This window comes from Actinokineospora sp. UTMC 2448 (assembly GCF_024760565.1).
GTDB classification, from domain to species: domain Bacteria; phylum Actinomycetota; class Actinomycetes; order Mycobacteriales; family Pseudonocardiaceae; genus Actinokineospora; species Actinokineospora fastidiosa.
On the sequence record NZ_CP031087.1, the window covers coordinates 905,488 to 925,506 of the forward strand.

At 73.1% G+C, this 20,019-nt stretch carries 20 protein-coding genes; 10 read left to right on the plus strand and 10 right to left on the minus strand.

The window, feature by feature from the left end:
* Nucleotides 1-20: 20 nt before the first annotated feature.
* The 3 genes from Actkin_RS04390 to Actkin_RS04400 are packed head-to-tail and all read right to left on the minus strand — an operon-like array spanning nt 21 to nt 3,952.
* Nucleotides 21-887 (minus strand): alpha/beta fold hydrolase, encoded by an 867-nt coding sequence (locus Actkin_RS04390; protein ID WP_189208279.1) that lies wholly within the window; start codon nt 885-887, stop codon nt 21-23.
* Nucleotides 888-921: 34 nt separating this feature from the next.
* The gene (locus tag Actkin_RS04395; RefSeq protein WP_258906051.1) at nt 922-2,310 is read right to left on the minus strand and encodes an Rv3212 family protein; all 1,389 of its coding nucleotides are present in this window, start codon (nt 2,308-2,310) and stop codon (nt 922-924) included.
* Between the two features lie 4 nt (nt 2,311-2,314).
* Nucleotides 2,315-3,952, minus strand: coding sequence for a DEAD/DEAH box helicase (locus Actkin_RS04400; protein WP_258906052.1), 1,638 nt, complete (start codon nt 3,950-3,952; stop codon nt 2,315-2,317).
* A gap of 216 nt (nt 3,953-4,168) precedes the next feature.
* On the opposite strand from Actkin_RS04400, the gene Actkin_RS04405 reads away from it, so the two are divergent.
* Entirely contained in the window at nt 4,169-4,840 is a 672-nt protein-coding gene (locus Actkin_RS04405) for a ferritin-like fold-containing protein (protein ID WP_189208277.1), read from the plus strand.
* Nucleotides 4,841-4,934: 94 nt separating this feature from the next.
* Nucleotides 4,935-5,159 carry a DUF3107 domain-containing protein gene (locus Actkin_RS04410; protein ID WP_189208276.1) on the plus strand — a complete coding sequence of 75 codons (225 nt, stop codon included), beginning with the start codon at nt 4,935-4,937 and terminating at the stop codon, nt 5,157-5,159.
* 61 nt (nt 5,160-5,220) lie between these two features.
* Here the strand turns inward: Actkin_RS04410 and Actkin_RS04415 are convergent, their stop codons facing one another.
* Complete coding sequence (locus Actkin_RS04415) at nt 5,221-5,547, minus strand: DUF4873 domain-containing protein (protein ID WP_189208275.1); 327 nt, start codon at nt 5,545-5,547, stop codon at nt 5,221-5,223.
* Nucleotides 5,548-5,558: 11 nt separating this feature from the next.
* A complete protein-coding gene (locus Actkin_RS04420; RefSeq protein ID WP_189208274.1) occupies nt 5,559-6,290 on the minus strand; it encodes a TetR/AcrR family transcriptional regulator in 732 nt (243 codons plus the stop codon).
* Between the two features lie 68 nt (nt 6,291-6,358).
* Here Actkin_RS04420 and Actkin_RS04425 point away from each other — a divergent pair, with 68 nt between their 5' ends.
* Nucleotides 6,359-7,270 carry an AurF N-oxygenase family protein gene (locus Actkin_RS04425; protein ID WP_189208273.1) on the plus strand — a complete coding sequence of 304 codons (912 nt, stop codon included), beginning with the start codon at nt 6,359-6,361 and terminating at the stop codon, nt 7,268-7,270.
* A gap of 50 nt (nt 7,271-7,320) precedes the next feature.
* A complete protein-coding gene (locus tag Actkin_RS04430) occupies nt 7,321-8,292 on the plus strand; it encodes an alpha/beta fold hydrolase (protein WP_258906055.1) in 972 nt (323 codons plus the stop codon).
* On the opposite strand, the gene Actkin_RS04435 is transcribed toward Actkin_RS04430, so the two are convergent.
* The 5 genes from Actkin_RS04435 to Actkin_RS04455 form a co-directional block, all read right to left on the minus strand.
* Nucleotides 8,289-8,663 (minus strand): type II toxin-antitoxin system RelE family toxin, encoded by a 375-nt coding sequence (locus Actkin_RS04435; RefSeq protein ID WP_258906056.1) that lies wholly within the window; start codon nt 8,661-8,663, stop codon nt 8,289-8,291. The two genes, Actkin_RS04430 and Actkin_RS04435, sit on opposite strands and share 4 nt — an antisense overlap.
* 2 nt (nt 8,664-8,665) lie before the next feature.
* Nucleotides 8,666-8,959 (minus strand): type II toxin-antitoxin system Phd/YefM family antitoxin, encoded by a 294-nt coding sequence (locus Actkin_RS04440; protein ID WP_189208270.1) that lies wholly within the window; start codon nt 8,957-8,959, stop codon nt 8,666-8,668.
* 92 nt (nt 8,960-9,051) lie between these two features.
* The gene (locus tag Actkin_RS04445; protein WP_189208269.1) at nt 9,052-9,759 is read right to left on the minus strand and encodes a hypothetical protein; all 708 of its coding nucleotides are present in this window, start codon (nt 9,757-9,759) and stop codon (nt 9,052-9,054) included.
* Nucleotides 9,747-10,451, minus strand: a complete 705-nt coding sequence (locus tag Actkin_RS04450) for a PP2C family protein-serine/threonine phosphatase (RefSeq protein ID WP_189208268.1) — start codon at nt 10,449-10,451, stop codon at nt 9,747-9,749. Before Actkin_RS04450 ends, Actkin_RS04445 begins: the two co-directional genes overlap by 13 nt.
* A 51-nt stretch (nt 10,452-10,502) precedes the next feature.
* Nucleotides 10,503-11,135 (minus strand): TetR/AcrR family transcriptional regulator, encoded by a 633-nt coding sequence (locus tag Actkin_RS04455; RefSeq protein ID WP_189208267.1) that lies wholly within the window; start codon nt 11,133-11,135, stop codon nt 10,503-10,505.
* 172 nt (nt 11,136-11,307) lie between these two features.
* On the opposite strand from Actkin_RS04455, the gene Actkin_RS04460 reads away from it, so the two are divergent.
* From Actkin_RS04460 to Actkin_RS04485, 6 genes are all read left to right on the plus strand, one after another.
* Complete coding sequence (locus Actkin_RS04460; protein ID WP_189208266.1) at nt 11,308-12,255, plus strand: alpha/beta fold hydrolase; 948 nt, start codon at nt 11,308-11,310, stop codon at nt 12,253-12,255.
* A 46-nt stretch (nt 12,256-12,301) separates the two neighbouring features.
* Entirely contained in the window at nt 12,302-13,309 is a 1,008-nt protein-coding gene (locus Actkin_RS04465) for a DUF3152 domain-containing protein (protein ID WP_189208265.1), read from the plus strand.
* 102 nt (nt 13,310-13,411) lie between these two features.
* The gene (gene moeZ / locus Actkin_RS04470) at nt 13,412-14,590 is read left to right on the plus strand and encodes an adenylyltransferase/sulfurtransferase MoeZ (protein WP_189208264.1); all 1,179 of its coding nucleotides are present in this window, start codon (nt 13,412-13,414) and stop codon (nt 14,588-14,590) included.
* An 856-nt stretch (nt 14,591-15,446) separates the two neighbouring features.
* Entirely contained in the window at nt 15,447-16,235 is a 789-nt protein-coding gene (locus Actkin_RS04475) for a TIGR02569 family protein (protein WP_258906057.1), read from the plus strand.
* Nucleotides 16,236-16,464: 229 nt separating this feature from the next.
* Nucleotides 16,465-18,531, plus strand: coding sequence for a molybdopterin oxidoreductase family protein (locus Actkin_RS04480; protein ID WP_258906058.1), 2,067 nt, complete (start codon nt 16,465-16,467; stop codon nt 18,529-18,531).
* A complete protein-coding gene (locus Actkin_RS04485; protein WP_258906059.1) occupies nt 18,528-19,964 on the plus strand; it encodes an FAD-dependent oxidoreductase in 1,437 nt (478 codons plus the stop codon). Before Actkin_RS04480 ends, Actkin_RS04485 begins: the two co-directional genes overlap by 4 nt.
* Nucleotides 19,965-20,019: the final 55 nt, after the last annotated feature.

Consider the following 20,019-nt stretch of genomic DNA (forward strand, 5'->3'; position numbering starts at 1 on the left):
GTGGACTATCCGAACAGGACTCAGGCCAGCCAGGTGTTCCAGGTCGGCAGCAGCACGTCCAACAACGCCTCCGGGGCCTCGACGGCCGGGGAGTGCCCGGCGCCCAGGATGGCGGCGTAGTCGGCCTCCAGCCGGTCGGCCATGTCCCGCTGCACCGCGGGCGGCCAGGTGTCGTCGGCGATGCCGCAGGCGACCAGGCAGCCCGTGCTGTTGCTGCGCAGCCTCCGCGACAGGTCGGCGACCAGGTCGGGCTCGGTGCGCAGGCCGCGCGCCATGCCCAGCAGCGCCGCCGGGTTGTTGCGCAGGAAGCGGGCGCGGAAGAACTCGCGCAGCGGCTCCGACAGGCTCTGCCATCGCGGGTTCTCGCGGTTGAGCGCCTCCTGCGCCTGCTGCGCGGCCGCCACGCCGTGCTGGCGCAGGAGCGGGTCGCCCAGCTCGAGCACCTGCCTGCGGATGCCCTGCGGCAGCTCGCCCGGACCCGAGCTGAGCAGCGTCAGGCCCGCGATCGGCGCGCCCGCGAGCACCGCGCGCCGGGCGACCAGGCCGCCGAAGGAGTGGCCGACCAGCAGGACGGGGCGCCCGTCCGCGGCCAGCTTCTCCACCAGCTCCGCCAGGCCCGTGCCGAGCGCTGCGGGCAGGTAGGCGTTCTCATCGTCTGGTCCTGGCGTGTCCATCTGACCGGGGAGGTCGATGGCCAGCGCCTGGTAGCCCGCGTCGGCGATGGGGTCGAGCAGCGGGACGAAATCCTCTTTGGACCCGGTGTACCCGGGCACCAACAGGACAACCGGGCCGTCGCCGGTCGTGCGCAGGGCCGCGTAGTGGCCAGGCAGCTCGACCGGGACCGCGCGGTGCGGGGTCAGTTGCGAATACACCGGTACCTCGGACATGGGACCAGTGTGCGCCTCGGACCCGGTGTGAGTCTTATCGCAAAGCAACCAAAAGCGGGCCGCGCTGTTCGAGCACGATCGGACCGATCGTGGACATCGCCACCGGGCCGGTGTACCCGCCTCGGTCAACCGGGAACGTGCCCACCCGCGAGCCGTCGGTCTGGTCGATGACGGCCAGCCCGTCGGCCACCGGCACCAGCATCCGCCCGGCGAACAGCGTGCCGGGGCCCAGCGTGTCCGGCACGGTCCACAGGGGCTTCAGGTCCTCCATCGACAGCGCCACCGTCGCCGACCCGGTGTGCCAGTGGTACGCCCCGGACCCCGCGACGGTCTCGGCCACCGGGCCGTCCTGGCGCAGCGCGCCGACCTGCAGCGGGACGTTGGCCGTGCGCGCGCCGTCGTCGCCGAAGACGAGCAGCCGGGCCGGGTCGGGCAGCGCGACCGCGGTCAGCCGGTCGGTCATGGCCACGACCTGCGCGGACTCGGAGTCCAGCACCTCGCTGAACACGACCTCGGGCCGGTCGGCGTCCTTGGCCGTGGCCTTGTAGACCGTCAGCCGGTCGGCCAGGTCGTCGGGGCACCGCTCGATGACCGCGATGCGCCCGGCGTTCATGAACACCGAGTCGTAGGCGCACCCGGTGCGCGGCTGCCGGTCCGGCACGACCTGGGCCGGGACCTGGCCGTACTCCATGGTCTCGACCAGGTCGGAGCGCAGCGTGGTGATGAGCCGCTGGCCGGAGGCGGTCAGGTAGGTGCCGTCGCCGACCAGCTCGGCGTCCAGCTCGGCGTCCCAGTTCCGCTGGGCGGCCCGGGACCCGTCCTCGCCGTTGAGCGAGGTGACCTCGCTGCAGCCCCCGTCGCCCCGGGGGGCGTCGTCGGGCAGGAAGCCGCCGTCGGAGCGGTACACCGCGACGGCGTTCTGCCAGGCCGCGGTGACCGTGCACAGCGGCAGGTCGCGCCGGTAGCTCCACACCGGCTCGCCGGTGAGCGGGTCGCGCCCGATCACCTCGCCGTCCTGGGCGGTGACCACGACCGGACCGGCGGCGACCGGCTCCGGGGTGGCCGGGCTCTCGGCCCGCCACGCCTCGCCGAGCGACGGCGGGAACAGCTCCGGCGGCGCGGGCGACGGCGCCGCGCTGCGGGGAGCCGTCGCCGTGGCCTTCAGGTCGCTCGCCTGCCAGAGCAGGACCCACCCCGCGGCCACCGCGACGACCAGGCCGATCGCGACGACGACGTCCCGGCGCCGGGTGAACCGCGTGCGCCCGCCGGTGTCCACCGGGGGCGGAGGCGGCCCGGCCAGGACGTCCTCCGTCCAGGTGTGGAAGCCACCGCTCTCGGGCGTCAGCCCGTCGCCGTGGCCGCCGTCTCCCGGCTCCGGACGCGGGGAACCGGACTCGCTGCTGGGGGGCTCCGGTGCGGTCACCCGGTCAGTCTGCCGACCCCGGTGTATCGCCGGTGTTCGACCCCGGGGAAACGACCTCCCCGGCCCGCCTGCGCCGCCGGGTCCGGGTGCGCGCGGGCTTGGCCTGCGACTCCCCTTCCGAGGTCGACGCGGTCTCGGCGGGGGCGTCGTCGCCCTCGACGTCCACGCCGCCCCGCCTGCGCCTGCGCCGCGGCCTGCTGGACTTCTCCGCGCTCTCCTGGGCCTCCTCGGCCGGAGCCGAGCCCGTGCGCCTGCGGCTGCGCTTGGCGCCGCGCTTGCGCTCGCCGAGGTCCTCCTCCGGCTCGGCGTCCAGGCCCGCCCTGGTGCGCTTGGCCAGCGGGAGCCGCCCGCTCGCCTTCTCCGGGATGCCCAGGTCGGCGAACAGGTGCTCGGAGGTCGAGTAGGTCTCCACCGGCTCGGGCTTGCCGAGGCCGAGCGCGTCGCTGATCGACTTCCAGCGGGCCTCCTCGTCCCAGTCGACGAGGGTGATCGCCACGCCGGTGCGCCCGGCGCGGCCGGTGCGGCCGATCCGGTGCACGTAGGTCTTCTCGTCCTCGGGGCACTGGTAGTTGACCACGTGGGTCACGTCGTCGACGTCGATGCCCCGGGCGGCGACGTCGGTGCAGACCAGCACGTCGACCTTGCCGGAGCGGAACGCGCGCAGCGCCTGCTCACGGGCGCCCTGGCCCAGGTCGCCGTGCACGGCCCCGGCGGCGAAGCCGCGCTCGGTCAGGTCGTCGGCGACCTTCTGCGCGGTCCGCTTGGTCCTGGTGAAGATCATCGTCAGGCCGCGGCTCTCGGCCTGCAGGATGCGGGCCAGCACCTCGATCTTGTCCAGCGAGTGCGCCCGGTAGACGAACTGCTCGGTGCGCTCGTGGATGGCGCCCTGGTCGTGCTCCTCGGCGCGCACGTGCGTCGGCTGCCGCAGGAACGTCCTGGCCAGGGTGATGATCGGGCCGGGCATGGTCGCCGAGAACAGCATCGTCTGCCGCTCGTCGGGCACCATCGTCAGGATCCGCTCGATGTCGGGCAGGAAGCCCAGGTCGAGCATCTCGTCGGCCTCGTCGAGCACCAGCCCGCGCACCTTGCCCAGCACCAGGTGGCGCTGTTCGGCGAGGTCGAGCAGGCGGCCCGGCGTGCCGACCACGATGTCCACGCCCTTGCGCAGCGCGGCGATCTGCGGCTCGTACGGCCGCCCGCCGTAGATGGCGAGCACGCGGACGCCCATGTGCTTGCCCGCGTCCTTGATGTCGTGGGTCACCTGCAGGCACAGCTCGCGGGTGGGCACCACGACCAGCGCCTGCGGGGTGCCGTCGCCGGGCGTGGTGACCCGCTGCAGCAGCGGCACGCCGAAGCCCAGCGTCTTGCCGGTGCCGGTGCGGGCCTGCCCGATCAGGTCGTCGCCCGCCAGCGCCAGCGGCAGCGTCAGCGCCTGGATGGCGAAGGTCCGCTCGATGCCCGCCTCGCCGAGGGCGCGCACGATCTCCGCGCGCACGCCCAGTTCGGCGAAGGTCGGCGAGTCGGTGGCCACCGGCGCGCCCGCCTGCAGCGGATGCGATGTGTCGGTCTCCGGCACGCCCGCTTCGGCGTGCTCAAGGCTGACCGGGTCGAGTCCGGTTGTGTCGTTCGTCAGGGTGATCAACCTCTCCTGTTCACCAGCGCGCAACGGCCCTGGTCCGGCCGCTCGACCGCGCACCCGGACTCCCCCCGGTCCAGTCGTGCGCGGGAGGGCTCAGCGAGGCTTGCGCGCACCCTCCGCCCCGGCTCTCGATGGGCCGGGGACCACCCGTTTCCGCCGGTCCCGGCGGTGGGTGTCCTGCCGAGTCTACCCGGGTGTCCTGCCAGATACCCTGCCCGCATGGAGAACGCGGAGGTCGAGGGGCGCGGCGCGGCGCTCTCCCCGGGTGTGGTGGACCTGCTGGGCGTGCTCGCCTACGGCGAGCTGTCGGCCTTCGACCGGCTGGCAGAGGACGCGCGCACCGCCCCGACGCTGTCCGGTCGGGCGGCGCTGTCGGAGATGGCCGCTGCCGAGATGGGCCACTACCTGACCATCGCCAAGTACCTGGCCGGGCACGGCGTGGGCGTCGAGGACGCGATCCGCCCGTTCATCGGCCACATCGACACCTGGCACGCGTCCACCGCGCCGCGCTCCTGGCTGGAGTCGCTGGTCAAGGCCTACGTGGGCGACGGGCTGGCGGCCGACTTCTACCGCGAGATCGGCTCGTGGCTGGACCCGGACACCTCCGCCCTGGTCACCGAGGTGCTCGCCGACACCGGCCACTCCGCCTTCGCCGAGCGCGAGGTGCGCGCGGCCATCGAGCGCGACCGCACCGTCCGCGACCGGCTCGCCCTGTGGGGCAGGCGCCTGCTGGGCGAGGCGCTGACGCAGGCCCAGTACGTCGTCGCCGAGCGCGACGGCCTCGCCGAGCTGATCGTCTCCGGCACCGGCGACCTCTCCGGCATCGCGGCCCTGTTCCGCAGGCTCCAGCAGCAGCACGGCAAGCGCATGACCACCCTCGGCCTCGGCTGAGATTTCGCGGGTGGTGAACACCCTCGCCCCGTGCGGCGCGGGGGCGGCCCGCTCGACTAGCCTTCTGTCAGGCAACTACCAGTGTGGAGGTCGCGTGGAGGTCAAGATCGGTGTCGCGGACACCGCGCGGGAGCTTGTGCTGAACAGCAGCCTGACTCCTGACGAGGTCGAGGCCCTGGTCGCCGACGCCCTCAAGAGCAGCACGGGCCAGCTCGTGCTGACCGACGACAAGGGCCGCCGCTACGTCGTCCCGTCCGCGCGGGTGGCGTACGTGGAGATCGGCAGCGCGGACGTCCGCAAGGTGGGCTTCGCTCCCTGAGACCAGTCGCGCGGAAGGCCCACCCGGAACGTCCCGGGTGGGCCTTCCGCCGTTCCCGGCGCTAGACGTCGGCGTGGTCCAGGGTGGTCTGGACGACGAACGGGGGCCTGCTGGTGCCCATGATCCGGTAGCGGTCCCACGGGTCGGGGTCGGAGAGCTCGCCCGGGGCCTCGCCGCCGGGGGTGCGCAGGACGACCTTGGTCTTCTTCCCGCCCGCGAGCTCGGAGACCTTCTGGTCGGCCTGGATGCGGCCGTACCAGCGGTAGTAGCCGTCGATCGGCTGGAAGTGGCCGCGCAGCTCGACCCGGACGGTCAGCTCGTGGTCGGCGATGACGAGGGTGGCCTGGCCGCTGTAGCCGTCGTCCTCGGGGTGTTCGTCATGGGACATGGTGCGCGCTCCTACCCGGCCGCGGCGTCGTCGCCGTCGCCCAGTTTGACGATCTTGTTGATTTCCAGGGGCTTGTTCGGGTCGATGCTGACGCCGTGGGCGCGCATCGTCCCGTCGATGGCCGCCCAGATGGTCTGGGTCAGGTACTCCACGACGGAGTCGCGGCTCATGGTGCGGCGCTCCAGCCACCACTCGCCGACGTTCTGGACCATGCCGACGATGCCGTGGCCCCAGACCTCGGCGCCGCCGGAGTCGAGCTTGAACGCGCGCATGTAGTCGCCGAGCAGGCTCGACAGCGCGCCCGCGATGACGCCCTTGTCCTCGGCGACGATGTCGGAGTCGATGCGGCGGTCGCCGAAGGTGCGCCGCACCAGCAGGCGGTAGAGGTTCGGGTACTCCTCGATGATCGAGAAGAAGGCGTCGAGGCTCTTGCGGATGCGCGGCAGCGGCGCCTCCTCCCGGTTCATCGCCGGGATCAGCCGCTCGAACAGGATCTCGGTGCCGCGCTGGCCGAGGGCGACGAACAGGTCGGCCTTGTCGGTGAAGTGCCGGTAGAGCACCGGCTTGGTCACCCCGGCCTCGGCGGCGACGTGCTCCATGCCCACGTCGGGCCCGTGTTCGGCCAGCGCGCGCAGCGCCGCCTCCACGAACTCCTCGCGCCGCGCAGCCCGGTGCGACTTCCACCGGTCGCGCCTGGCGTCCCCGGAGAGCTGTCCCTTGACACGATCCGCCATGACGCTCATGCTACCAGAAGTAACTGTTACCGGAAGTAACGCATGATGCGTCAACGCACGGAGAAGGTGACTCGACGATGAGCCGCGCGCTGCAGGTGGCCAAGGTAGCCGATCGGGAGCGGACCGCGGGTCGGCTGCTCAAGTCTTCCGCCGAGAAGTTCTACGACCCCGAGGTCGACATCGATTGGGACGCCCCGATCGCCGAGGACAAGTACTTCCACCCCGAGCACCGGATCTCCCTGTACGGGACCGAGCTGTGGGAGCGGCTGACCCCCGAGCAGCGCGTCGAGCTGGGCAAGCACGAGACCGCCAGCATCGCCAGCACCGGCATCTTCTTCGAGGTCCTGCTCATGCAGATGCTGCTCAAGCAGGTCTACAAGCACGACCCGACCACCGACCACGTGCACTACATGCTCACCGAGATCGCCGACGAGTGCCGCCACTCGACGATGTTCGGCAAGGCGTGCAAGCGCTTCGGCGTCCCGGCGTACGGGCCGCGCCGGTGGATCAAGTCGCTGGCCCGGATCCTGCCGGTGGTCGGCCGGGGCCCGTCGGTGTACGCGGCGATCCTGGTCGCCGAGGAGATCCTCGACCGCATGCAGCGGGAGAACATGGCCGACGAGAACCTCCAGCCGCTGATCCGCATGGTCAACCGCATCCACGTGCTGGAGGAGGCCCGGCACGTGACCTTCGCCCGGCAGGAGGTCGCGCAGGGCATGTCCGAGGCGGGCTGGGTGGCCAAGCAGTACCACCGGGTCATGGCCGCGGTGGTGTCGTACTTCGTCGCGCTGAGCCTGGTGAACCCGAAGGTCTACGAGGCCGTGGGGCTGAACAGGCGCGAGGCGTGGAAGGCGGCGAGGAACAATCCCCACTTCCAGCAGACCATCGCCTACTGGGGCGAGCGGATCATGGCGTTCCTGAAGGAGGCGGACCTGGTCGGCGGCCCGTCGATGATCCTCTGGCGCCGCTCGATGCTGCTGCCGAAGTGACGGGCGCCGGTGCCTGGAACTCGAAGCTACCGCTTAGTAAGTTGAGCGGCATGTTCCAGGCATCGGACGGCGTCGCACTGCACGTCGAGGACAGCGCGGACGCGTCCGCCCCGGTCACGGTCCTGCTGACGCATGGGTGGACCAGCGACAACCGGGTGTGGGACGCGGTCGCGCCGCGCATCCCGCACCGCGTCATCCGCTTCGACCACCGCGGCCACGGCTCCTCCGGCCACGGCGAGGCCACCCTGGAGCGCCTGGGCGACGACCTGGCCGAGCTGATCGCCGCGGCGGTGCCGGAGGGCAGGCTGGTCCTGGTCGGCCACTCGATGGGCGGCATGGCGATGATGGCCCTCGCCGCCCGCCACCCCGACCTCGTGCGGTCCCGCGTGCACGCGGCGTTCTTCGTCTCGACGTCGTCCGGCCGGATGGCGGAGATCACCTTCGGCCTGCCCCGACCGCTGGTCAAGGCCGCCATGGCCCTGCGAAAGCGGCTCGGCAGGCCGCGCAGGCCCGCTTCCGCGGCGACCGCGCCGCAGCACCCGCGCAGGTCCGCCCCCGCGGAGACCGCGCCGCACAGGCCCGCCCCGGCGGAAACTGCGCCGCACAGGCCCGCCCCGGCGGAGGCCGCGGTGGCGTCCGCGCCGAAGCCGCCGCGCAGGCCGAGCCCGCTGCAGGCCCGCGCCCAGCTGGCGTTCCTGCGCTGGCTGCTGTTCGGCGCCCGCTACGACCGCGCCGACCTGCTGTCCGTCGCCGACCAGCTCCGCGTCGTCCACCGCCGCTCCGCCGCGGCCCTGCGCTCGTCGATCAACCGCCACGCCGCCGCCGAGGCCCTGCGCGTCTACCGCGACGTCCCCACCCAGATCCTGACCGGCCAGCGCGACCGCCTCATCCCGGCCGAGCACTCCCGCGCCATCGCCGCCGAACTCCCGGACGCCGAACTCGTCGTCTACCCCAACGCGGGCCACATGCTCCCGTACGAACGCGTGGACGACCTGGTCGCCCGAGTGCTCGCGGCGGTCTAGGCGCGGTCGCGCCTGCCCCACGCCTCGTGGAGCATCTTCTCGGCCATCGCTGCCAGGCTCCGATCGGCGGCCATCCGCAGCCTGCTCACCGCCAACTCGTAGCACTCGTCGTCCACCCGGCGGCCGATCACCCAGACCACGACCACGGTCCCGTCCGGCTCGACGCGGTAGACGATCCGGATGTCCCGGTCGCCGACCACCAGCTTGCGGAAGGTCGTCAGGTTGCCGAGTCGACGACCGCCGAGCGGCTCGCCGCGCTTGTCGGGCTCGGTCTCGAGCTTCTTGAGGGCCTTGATGACGGTCTTTCGCGTCGAGCCGTCGAGGTCGCGCAGGTCTTCCCGGGCGTCAGCGGTCAGTTCGACCCTGGCCACGATCACTCCTCGTCGAGGTTCACACCGAACTCAGCGGCGACGTCGTCCAGGCTGTACCGCTCGCCCGAGTCGGTGAGCGCGCGGGCCCAGGCGACCGCGATCAGCTTGAAGTCCTCCTCGAGTGACTCCAGGTACTGCAGGCGCTCCATGGTCTTGATGTCGACGATGGCCGCGGCAGGCCGGTTGTTGCGGAAGACGAAGAAGGTCCGTCCCTCGCTGGCCTGGTTCACCAGCTTGGACAGCCCGCGGGCGTTGGCCTCGCTGACGCTGATGACGTCGTTGGTGTCGATCTGCACGGCTGGCCTCCCCTTGGCCAGAATCCTGGCCAGAATCGTGCCCAGTCTACGCCGATCAAGGAGACATGTGCACCCGTGAGGCGGTGCTGTGTTCAGCTGCTGGACCGGTGCCGACACAGGCGGTGGGGGACGAGCTTCTGGTCGTCGGCCACCAGCAGGCGTTCGCGGATGAGGAAGTCCGGCAGCTCGTGGCGGTGGCCCGCCGCCTCGCCCCAGATCTCGGTGGTGACCTCGTCCAGGGCGCGCTCGAGGGCCGTGAAGGACGACAGGCCGAGGCAGAGGCGGGTCTGGGTGCGGCCCAATGGGGCGGGGGAGGCGATCCCGGGGGTGAAGTACTCCCGGTAGTACGCCGCCAGCACCGTCCGGTGGCGGGGTTTGCGGGTCAGCAGCAACTGCACCCGCACCGCGGCGCCCGAGAGGCCGATGGACGTCTCCGGGCCCAGTTCGACGAGGTCGCCGTCGTCCGGGGCGCTGCCGGACACCGTCAGGTGCACGCGGTAGCGGGAGTCCCACACGTGCACCTCGGACTCCCCGTCCGGCAGCGGGAACGCGCAGCGCTCGGCGACGGTGAAGCGCCTGCTCTCCGCCATCACGTACACCGCGAGCGGGGCCTGCCGCCCGTGGCCGTTGACCAGCCACCACCGGCCGTCCATGTGGCGCAGGTACGGCGCGTTCGGCGCGCGGGAGACGCGGTCGTCGGCGCCCGCGCTGAGGAAGTCGCGGTCGAGGGCGAACCGGGTGGTCGGCGCGACCGGGACCGGGGACGGCAGGGCGTGGTAGTCGACGATCAGGTCGGCCAAGCCACCACGTCTCCCACCACCGCGGTCACGTTGTCGCGGGCGCCCGCCTCGCAGGCCAGGCGGACCAGGGTCTCCACGCACTGGCGCGGGTCGGCGGCGCGCAGGCCGGTCAGCGCGGCCAGGAAGTCGGCGTCGTCCAGGGCGTCGGTGAGGCCGTCGCTGCACAGCAGGTAGCGCTCGCCGACCACCGCGGGCCGGGACCAGGTGTCCGGCTGCAGCGTCGGCTCCATGCCGACGGCGCGGACCAGGGCGTTGCGGTTGGGGTGGCGGGCCCCTTCCTCAGCGGTCAGGTGCCCGGCGGCGACGAGCTCGGCGCCCAGCGTGTGCGGGGAGCTCAGCAGCTCGACGCGGTCGGTCTGCACGAGGGTGACGCTGTCGCCCACATACGCCCCGCGCACCCAGCCGTCGGCGCCCAGGGCCGCGATGACCAGCGTCGTCGCCATGCCGTGGGTGGCCGGGTCGGTCTCGGCGTACGCGCGCACCGCCGCGTTCGCGCGGACCGCTGCCTCCTCGGGCGGCATGTCCGGACCCGCGGCGACCACCGACTCCATCGCCAGCCGCGAGGCGACCTCGCCCGCGGGCGCGCCGCCGACGCCGTCGGCGACGGCGATGAGCCGCTCGCCCGCGTGCCACGAGTCCTGATTGGTGTCACGCCCGCCGAGGGCGCTGCACCCCGCTACCAAAAGCCGCATATCTCCACGGTGCCGGCCGAGTGCTGAGAACGGCAGGGGGAGGGCTCCCCCTTATTCGTGCGCCTGCAGCGGGAACCCGCCGCCGATGCCGCGCCACGCCAGGTTGGAGATCAGGCCGATGGCCTCCTCCTTGGGCACCACCCGGTTGTCGTCCAGCCACGCGCGGGCGGCGATCTGGCTGACGCCGACCAGGCCCACGGCCAGCAGCCGGGCGCGGTTCTCGTCGAGGCCCGCGTCGGCGGTGATGGTCGCGGTGATGGCGTCGACGCTGGCGTTGGTCGCGCGGGCGACCGCGTCCTGGACCAGCGGCTCGTTGCGCAGGTCGGACTCGAAGACCAGGCGGAACGCCTGGCTCTCGCCGTCGACGAAGTCGAAGTAGGCCCGCACCGCGTTGCGCACGCGCGTCTTGTTGTCGGTCGTGGTCTCCATCGCCGTGGAGACCCGGCTGATCAGCTCGTCGACGTGCTTCTCCAGCAGCGCCATGTAGAGCTCCAGCTTGCCGGGGAAGTGCTGGTAGAGGACCGGCTTGCTGACCCCGGCGCGCTCGGCGATCTCGTCCATGCCCGCGGCGTGGTAGCCGTTGGCGGCGAACACGTCCTGGGCCGCGGCCAGCAGCTGGGCTCGGCGCGCCGTGCGGGGGAGTCTCGCGCCGCGCCCGCCGCTGTGCTGAATCGTCTCCGACATGCGTCCCCTCGCTCCACTGCGTGCCGCCGAGGTCACCGGCGCCGACGTCCGACACTACTAGCCGGTAGGCCGATTGCGGGAATCCTCGTCCGCCAAAACCGTCAAGACAAGTATCCGGCGTGACCCGGACCACTGTTCGGCGAGTCGCCCCCGGGCGATTCACACTGGAGCGATGACCGTTTCGCTGTCCGATGCCCAGTTGCCCCCGGTGGATCCGACGCGCCCGGCATGGCCCGGCGCCGAGGAGACCATCGGGGGAGTGCGGCTGCACGTGCGCCGCACCCCTGGCCACGGCGACGTCCCGGCCGTCTACGTGCACGGGCTCGGCGGGTCCGCCACGAACTGGACCGACCTGGCCGACCAGCTCTCCGGCCACGCCCCCGGACTCGCCGTCGACCTGCCCGGCTTCGGCCGCAGCACGCCGCCCGACGGCTACGACTACACGCTGCGCGCGCACGTGGACACCCTCGTCAAGGTCCTCGGCGGCCTCGACGGCAGGCCCGTGCACCTGCTGGGCAACTCGATGGGCGGGGCCATCTGCCTGCTCGCCGCCGCGGCCGCCCCCGAGCTGGTGCGCACGCTGACCCTCATCTCGCCCGCCGTCCCCGACCTGCGGCCGGACCCGCGCAGGCTGTCGGACCCGAGGCTGGCGCTGGCCATGCTGCCGCTGCTGGGCAAGCGGGTGCGGCGCAGCCTCGCGGCCATCACCCCGCGCGAGCGCACGCGCCAGATGCTGGAGCTGTGCTTCGCCGACCCGAGCCAGGTGCCCGAGCAGCGGGTCGCCGAGGCGGAGGCGGAGTACGCCGAGCGCGCCGAGCAGGCGTGGGCGAACCCGGCGCTGGAGGGGAGCACCATCGGCCTGATCCGGTCGTGGCTCGTCGTCGGGCCGCGTTCGATCTGGCGCGCCGCGCCCAGGATCACCGCGCCCACGCTGGTCATCTGGGGCACGCGGGACCGGTTGATGTCGGTGCGGAAGGCCCCGCGCACTGCCCGCGCGATCCCCAACGCCCGGCTGCTCGTGCTGCCCGACGTGGGCCACGTCGCGCAGATGGAGCGGCCCGCGACCGTGGCCAGGGCGGTGCTGAGCCTGTGGCGCTCGGCCGCTGGCGACCGGTGGTGACCCGCTTACCGAGAGCGCACGCGCCCGGTGTGGCACCCTTGAACCCGTGAGCGAGTGGGACGGTTCGTCACCCTCCGCGACCGCGGAGCCCGACGAGGAGCGCTACCGCCCCGGCGCTCGGCGCACCGCAGCCGAGCCGCTGGCGGCGTCGTGGCGACCCGACCCGACGGCGGGGGGCGGCGCGAGAAAGCACGCCCGCCGCGGCTTCTTCGCCACCTACGGCTGGCGCGTCTACGCCGTGCCGGTGCTGCTCGCCGTCACCGGCCTCGTGGTCGTCCAGACCGCGGCGGACCGCTCGCCGGAGACCACCGCCGCGGGCCTCAACCCGGCGCTGTCGCAGACGCAGCAGGCGACGACCACGCCCGGGCCCGCGCTGACCGAGCGCCCGCCGGTCGACCTGGACATCCCGTCCGCCGAGCTGCCCTCGGGCGGCTCCTACGCCAAGTCGGGCTCCGGGGAGTGGCGGGTGCTCGCGGGCAGCGGCAAACAGGTCGGCGAGGGACGCCTCTACACCTACACAGTCGAGGTGGAGGGCGGCATCCCCGCGGCCCAGTACGGCGGCGACGACGTCTTCGCCGGGATCGTCGACGGCACGCTGAGCGATCCCCGCGGCTGGACCAGCCTCGGCGAGGTCGCGGTGCGCCGGGTCGGGCCGGGGGAGAACGCGGACTTCCAGGTCAGCCTCACCACGCCGGAGACGACCCGCCGGGTCTGCGGGTTCACCATCAAGTACGACTCGTCGTGCGCGATCAACGACCGGGTCGTGCTGAACCTCGCCCGCTGGGTCCGCGGCGCGGTGGCCTTCGAGGCCGACGTGCTCACCTACCGCAAGTACGTCATCAACCACGAGGTCGGGCACGTGTTCGACCTCGGCCACGTGGGCTGCGCCAAGACCGGCGACCTGGCCCCGGTGATGATGCAGCAGACCTTCGGCGTGGCCAACGACTACGTCCACGAGCTCAACCGCGCCTCCGGCGGCGGGGGCGTGCCCAAGGACGGCAAGGTGTGCAAACCCAACGCCTGGCCGAATCCGCAAGCCCGCCCCGGCAACTGACCGCCGCGTCCCGCCATCTGGGAGCCGGGAAGGCGGAGTGGGAGTGTGGCGTTGGAAGCGATGACAATCGCCGCGCGAATCGCCGGAGTTCGAGGAGGACCGATGGCTGGCAGTCTGCCGCCGCTAGTGGAGCCCGCAGCGGAGCTGACCAAGGACGAGGTGGCCCGCTACAGCCGCCACTTGATCATCCCCGACGTCGGCATGGACGGCCAGAAGCGCCTGAAGAACGCCAAGGTGCTGGTGGTCGGCGCGGGCGGGCTGGGCAGCCCGGCGCTGCTCTACCTGGCCGCGGCGGGCGTGGGGACCCTCGGCGTGATCGACTTCGACGTCGTCGACGAGTCGAACCTGCAGCGCCAGGTCATCCACGGCCAGTCCGACATCGGCAAGTCCAAGGCGGTCTCGGCCAAGGAGTCCATCGCCGAGATCAACCCGCTGGTGAACGTGATCCTGCACCAGACGCAGCTGGACTCGTCCAACGCGCTGGAGATCTTCCGCGACTACGACCTGATCCTGGACGGCACCGACAACTTCGCCACCCGCTACCTGGTCAACGACGCCGCCGTCCTGCTGGGCAAGCCGTACGTCTGGGGCTCGATCTTCCGATTCGAGGGCCAGGTCAGCGTGTTCTGGGAGGACGCGCCCAACGGGCAGGGCCTCAACTACCGCGACCTCTACCCCGAGCCGCCGCCGCCGGGCATGGTCCCGAGCTGCGCCGAGGGCGGCGTGCTGGGCGTGCTGTGCGCGTCCATCGGCTCGATCATGGTGACCGAGGCGATCAAGCTGCTGACCGGCATCGGCGAGCCCCTGCTCGGCAGGCTGATGGTGTACGACGCGCTGGAGATGTCGTACCGGACCATCAAGATCCGCAAGGACCCCGAGACCAAGCCGATCGAGGGCCTGATCGACTACGAGGCCTTCTGCGGCGTGGTCTCCGACGCCGCCCAGTCCGCTGCGGCGGGCAGCACCATCACGGCGCAGGAGCTGAAGGAGAAGTTCGACCGCGGCGACGACTTCGTGCTCATCGACGTCCGCGAGCCGAACGAGTTCGAGATCGTCCGCATCCCGAACTCGATCCTCATCCCCAAGGACCGCATCCTCTCCGGCGACGCGCTGGCCGAACTGCCCCAGGACAAGCCGATCGTCCTGCACTGCAAGTCCGGCGTCCGCTCGGCGGAGGCCCTGGCCGCCCTCCACAAGGCGGGCTTCGCCGACGCCGTGCACGTCGGCGGCGGCGTCCTGGCCTGGGCCAAGCAGGTCGACCCGAGCCTGCCCACCTACTGACAGCAGCGCTGGCTCCTCTGGCTGCGCCCGCGCAGGTGCCCGGACGGGACTGCACGGGCGCAGCCAACCCGGCTGGGGCCGGGGGGGTCGGGCTGGCGGCAGGCAGGTCCGGCTGACGAGGGCGGGTTTGCCTGCCGAGAGCGAACTTGGCCGACGGGGACACCAGCCGACGGCAGGCAAGGTTATCGGACCCAGGCACCTCCAGTTGATGGCAAACCTTGCCAACCAGCGGCTGGCAAGGTCCGCCTGTGGCTGGTGAGGTCCGGCCGTCGTGTGGGCTGGCGAGGTGTGGTCGCCGCGTGGCTGGCGAGGTCCGGCCGCCGGGTGGCTGGTGAGGTGCGGTCGCCGGGTTGCTGATGAGGTTTGGCCGTCGGATGGCTGGTGAGGTCCGGCTGTCGGGTGGCTGGTGAGGTGCGGTCGCCGGGTGGCTGGTGAGGTCTGGTCGCCGGGTTGCTGGTGAGGTCTGGTCGCCGGGTGGGCTGGCGAGGTGCGGTCACCGGGTGGCTGGTGAGGTCCGGCTGTCGGGTGGCTGGTGAGGTGCGGTCGCCGCGTGGCTGATGAGGTCCGGTTGCCGGGTTGCTGGTGAGGCTCGGCCGTCGGGTGGCTGGCGAGGCCTGCGTGCTCGGCGGCAGGCCCTCCGGGCGGCGCGAGTGCGGCGATTCCCGCCTGCCGCGCCAGCACAACGCTCCCGCTGACCGCGCGGGCGACCCCGGTTATCCACAACCCATCGGTAACCGGGGCGCTCGCGGGTGTGACGTCGATAGACTGGCCAGGGGGCCGCCCCCCGGGGAGCGGTGGGCCGTTCCCGCGCGTCACAGCGCCGAAACCGCCGGTCCACCGGGTAGCGTCCCCGGCCGTGAGCACACCGCCCCCTGAGCACGTCCGGGCCGCGTTCGGCGCCCGGGGCGCCGACCCGGTCCTGATCGAGAACGGGCCGGTGTGGCGGTGTGACGACATCGCGCTGCGGCCTGCGGGGAGTCCGGCGGAGGCGTCCTGGGTGGCGCAGACGCTGGGCGAGTTGGACGTGCCCGACCTGCGCATCGCCCGGCCCGTGCGCTCCAGCGACGGGCGCTACGTCGTCGGCGGGTGGGCGGCGTTCCGGTACGTCACCGGCAGGCCCGAGCCGCGCTACGACGACGTCGTCGCCGCGTCCCTGCGCTTACACGAGGCGACCAGCCGCCTCAACCGGCCGCGCTTCCTCAACCTGCGCGCCGACGTCTTCGCCATGGCCGACCGCATCGCGTGGGGCGAGGAGCACGCCGAGCTCGACGCCGACCTCGGCGGCAGGCTGTTCCACCTGCTGGCCGAGCGCCGCGGCGAGCTGACCACCAAGCCGCAGGTGGTGCACGGCGACCTGTTCGGCACCGTCCTGTTCGACGGCGACGCCGCGCCCGGCCTGGTCGACTTCACCGCCTACTACCGCCCACCGGAGTGGGCGGCCGCCGTGGTCGTGGTCGACGCCCTGGCCTGGGGCGGGGCCGACGACGGCATCGCCCGCCGCTGGTCGCACCTGCCGGACTGGCCGCAGGCCCTCCTGCACGCCCTGCTGTTCCGCCTGGCCGTGCACGCGCTGCACCCGAAGTCGACCCAGCGCTCCATGCGCGGCCTGGAGCGCGCGGCGAACCGGGTGACCGACCTGCTCTAGCGCGCGGACCGCGGTCCGCCGTGGTCGTGATCACGCCAAGATCGTGCAGGCGTGTGCAGAAGAACTCCTTGACCGGCGGGACAACCGCCGTCGCGCCGCCGATTCTCACCAGTGCCGCACGGACACTGCGCAGGCAAGTTCGCACGCCGGAAACATGTCCGCATCCGCGGGTAACACGCCCTGCATACGTTCGGAAGTGCCCCAACCGCCGCCGGATCAGGAGACGGGCATGACGAACGTGGCCGCCCCCGCCGTCGACACGCACTGCCCGTATTGCGCGCTGCAGTGCGGAATTCGGCTGTCCGGCGCGCGGGTGGAGCCCCGCGAGTTCCCCACCAACCGCGGTGGCTTGTGCCAGAAGGGATGGACGTCGGGAACGCTGCTCACCACCGCGCACCGGCTGACCACCCCGCTGGTCCGCGTCGGCGGCGAACTCGTGTCCGCGTCGTGGGACGACGCCCTCGATCTCATCGCGCGCAAGCTGAGCGCGCTGCGCGCGGAGCACGGTCCGGACTCCGTCGCGGTGTTCGGCGGCGGCGGGCTCACCACCGAGAAGTGCTATCTGCTCGGCAAATTCGCCCGGGTCGCCCTCGGAACGTCGCAAATCGACTACAACGGACGCTTCTGCATGTCCTCCGCCGCTGCGGCGGGCACGCGCGCGTTCGGCCTCGACCGCGGGATGCCGTTCCCCATCACCGATGTCACGCGGGCCGACGTCGTCCTGCTCGCGGGGGCCAACCCCGCCGAGACGATGCCGCCGTTCCTGCAGCACGTCCGCAACGCCGCCAACTCCGGCGGGCTCATCGTCGTCGATCCGCGCCGCACGCCCACCGCGGAGCAGGCGACCCTGCACCTGCAGCCGCGCCCGGGCACGGATCTGGCCCTGGCGCTGGGAATCCTGCACGCCGTCGTGGCCGACGGTCACCTGCGTGGGGATTACGTCGCCGAGCGCACCACCGGGTTCGAGGCCGCGTGGCGGATCGCCGCGGCCTGGTGGCCGGAGCGGGTCGAGCGGGTGACCGGCGTTGCCGCCGCCGACCAGCGCCGGGCCGCCGCCCTGCTGGCGGACGCCGACCGCGCCGTCGTGCTCACCGGGCGCGGGACCGAGCAGCACGCGCGCGGCACCGACACCGTCTCCGCGTGGATCAACCTGGCACTGGCGCTCGGCCTGCCCGGCGTCGCCGGGTCCGGCTACGGCTGCCTGACCGGCCAGGGCAACGGTCAGGGCGGTCGGGAGCACGGCCAGAAGGCCGACCAGCTGCCCGGCTACCGCCGCATCGACGACCCGGCCGCCCGCGCCCACGTCGCCGGGGTCTGGGGCGTCGACCCGGACTCCCTGCCCGGCGTCGGCCGCTCGGCCTACGAGCTGCTCGACGCGCTCGGGACCGAGGGCGGGCCGAAGGCGCTGCTGGTGTTCGGCAGCAACGTCGTGGTCTCCGCGCCGCGCGCCGGGCACGTCGCCGACCGGCTGTCCGCCCTCGACCTGCTCGTGGTGGCCGACTTCGTGCTCTCGGAGACCGCGCGCCGGGCCGACGTCGTCCTGCCGGTCACGCAGTGGGCGGAGGAGGACGGCACGCTGACCAACCTGGAGGGCCGGATCCTGCGGCGCGTGAAGTCCGTCGACCCGCCGGACGGGGTGCGAAGCGACCTGTCCGTGCTCCGCGGGCTGGCCGTCCGCCTCGGCCAGCCCGCCCACCGCTTCCCCGACGACCCGGACGAGGTGTTCGCCGAACTGCGCCGCGCCTCCCGGGGCGGGCCCGCCGACTACTCCGGGATCACGCCGGAGCGGCTGAGCGCGGGCGAGGAGCTGTTCTGGCCGGTGCCCGACGAGGACCACCCGGGCACGCCGAGGATGTTCCTCGACAGCTTCGCCCACCCCGACGGCCGCGCCCGGTTCGTCCCCGTCGACCACAGCGGGCCAGCCGAGCCGGTGGACGACGAGTACCCGCTCATCGCCACGACCGGGCGGGTCCTGCAGCACTACCAGTCCGGGGCGCAGACCCGGCTGGTGCCCGAGCTGGTCGACGCCGTGCCCGAGGTCCACGTCGAGGTGCACCCGGACACCGCCGCCCGCGCCGGGCTCGCCGAGGGGGCATGGGCGCGGGTCGTCTCGCGCAGGGGCGCGACGCGCGCCCGGGTCCGGCTGGTCGCCTCGGCCCGGCAGGACACGGTGTTCCTGCCGTTCCACTTCCCCGGCGCGCAGCGCGCCAACCTGCTCACCAACCCCGCGCTCGACCCGACGAGCCGGATGCCCGAGTTCAAGGTCTGCGCCGTCCGCCTGGAGGTCATGACATGAGCGCGCGCCGCGTGGTGGTCGTCGGCTACGGCATGGCGGGGGCCCGGCTGGCCGAGGAGATCCGCCGCCGGGACCGCACCGGCGAGCGGGTGGCGCTGACCGTCATCGGCGCCGAGCCGCACGCCGCCTACAACCGCGTCCTGCTGTCCGCCGTCGTCGCGGGAACGATGGACGCGGACGCGATCCGGCTGCAGGACGCCGACTGGGCCGAGCGCACCGGCATCGACCTGCGGCTGGGCGTCGCCGTCACCGCCGTGGACCGCGACGAGCGGCGCGTGCGCCTGTCCGACGGGTCCGCTGTGGACTACGACGCGCTGGTGCTGGCCACCGGCAGCACCGCGTGGGTGCCGCCGACCGAGGGCCTGCGCGCCGAGGACGGCGCGCTGGCCGAGGGCGTGGCCTGCTTCCGGGACCTCGACGACTGCGCCGCCATCGTCGGCCGCGCGCGGCCCGGCGCGCCCGTCGCGGTGCTCGGCGGCGGCCTGCTCGGCCTGGAGGCCGCCCGCGGCCTGGCCGGGCGGGGCGCGCTGGTGACCGTCGTGCACCCCGTCGGCCACCTGATGGAGCGCCAGCTCGACCCCGGGGCCGGGGCCGTGCTGGCCAGGACGCTGGCCGGACTGGGCATCGAGTTCCGGCTGGGCCGCCTCGCCGCCCGCTACGTGCCCGGCGACGGTCTCAAGCTCGACGACGGCGCCCACGTCCCCGCCGACCTGGTCGTCGTCTCGGCGGGCGTGCGCGCGGAGACGACGCTGGCCGAGGCGATGGGGCTGGAGTGCGATCGCGGCGTCCTCGTCGACGACGCCCTGCGCACCAGCGACCCGCGCGTGCACGCCATCGGCGACTGCGCCCAGCACCCCGGCACCGTCTCCGGCCTGGTGCAGCCAGCGTGGGAGCAGGCCGAGGTGCTCGCCGACCTGCTCACCGGCGCGGCCCCGGCCGCCCGCTACCGCGGCACGCCGGTCGTCACCCGGCTCAAGGCCCGCGGCGTCGACCTTGCCGCGCTCGGCGAGGTGCACGCCGAGGACGCCGACGCCGAGATCCTCTGCCTCCAGGACGCGACCCGCGGCCGCTACGCCAAGCTCGTGCTGCGCGAGGACCGGGTCACCGGCGCCATCCTGCTCGGCGTCCCGGACGCCGCCGCCGCCGTCACCCAGCTCTACGACGCCAAGACCCCGGCCCCGTCCGACCGCCTCGCGCTCCTGCTCGGCCGGGCCCTCCCGGCGGCGGGCGCCCCCGCCCACAGCCCCGCCGACCTGCCCGCGACGGCCGTCGTGTGCCGGTGCAACACCGTCTCGAAAGGACAGTTGGTGAAGGCGTGGCGCGGCGGCGCCTGCTCGGTGGCCGACCTCGCCGCCACCACCCGGGCCACCACCGGCTGCGGCGGCTGCGCCGAGGCGGTCCGCGGCATCGCCGACTGGCTGGCGAAAGCCTGATTCTTCCCCGTTTCGAGCTGTCGAGTGAGTTCAGCGCGCTCTCAGGAGGACCTGT

Excerpts from the sequence above, each read along its gene's own strand:
- Actkin_RS04390 (WP_189208279.1), bottom strand. The coding sequence starts at position 887 with ATGTCCGAGGTACCGGTGTATTCGCAACTGACCCCGCACCGCGCGGTC.
- Actkin_RS04405 (WP_189208277.1), top strand. The coding sequence starts at position 4,169 with ATGGAGAACGCGGAGGTCGAGGGGCGCGGCGCGGCGCTCTCCCCGGGT.
- Actkin_RS04415 (WP_189208275.1), bottom strand. The coding sequence starts at position 5,547 with ATGTCCCATGACGAACACCCCGAGGACGACGGCTACAGCGGCCAGGCC.
- Actkin_RS04420 (WP_189208274.1), bottom strand. The coding sequence starts at position 6,290 with ATGAGCGTCATGGCGGATCGTGTCAAGGGACAGCTCTCCGGGGACGCC.
- Actkin_RS04425 (WP_189208273.1), top strand. The coding sequence starts at position 6,359 with ATGAGCCGCGCGCTGCAGGTGGCCAAGGTAGCCGATCGGGAGCGGACC.
- Actkin_RS04430 (WP_258906055.1), top strand. The coding sequence starts at position 7,321 with ATGTTCCAGGCATCGGACGGCGTCGCACTGCACGTCGAGGACAGCGCG.
- Actkin_RS04450 (WP_189208268.1), bottom strand. The coding sequence starts at position 10,451 with ATGCGGCTTTTGGTAGCGGGGTGCAGCGCCCTCGGCGGGCGTGACACC.
- Actkin_RS04455 (WP_189208267.1), bottom strand. The coding sequence starts at position 11,135 with ATGTCGGAGACGATTCAGCACAGCGGCGGGCGCGGCGCGAGACTCCCC.
- Actkin_RS04460 (WP_189208266.1), top strand. The coding sequence starts at position 11,308 with ATGACCGTTTCGCTGTCCGATGCCCAGTTGCCCCCGGTGGATCCGACG.
- moeZ (WP_189208264.1), top strand. The coding sequence starts at position 13,412 with ATGGCTGGCAGTCTGCCGCCGCTAGTGGAGCCCGCAGCGGAGCTGACC.
- Actkin_RS04480 (WP_258906058.1), top strand. The coding sequence starts at position 16,465 with ATGACGAACGTGGCCGCCCCCGCCGTCGACACGCACTGCCCGTATTGC.
- Actkin_RS04485 (WP_258906059.1), top strand. The coding sequence starts at position 18,528 with ATGAGCGCGCGCCGCGTGGTGGTCGTCGGCTACGGCATGGCGGGGGCC.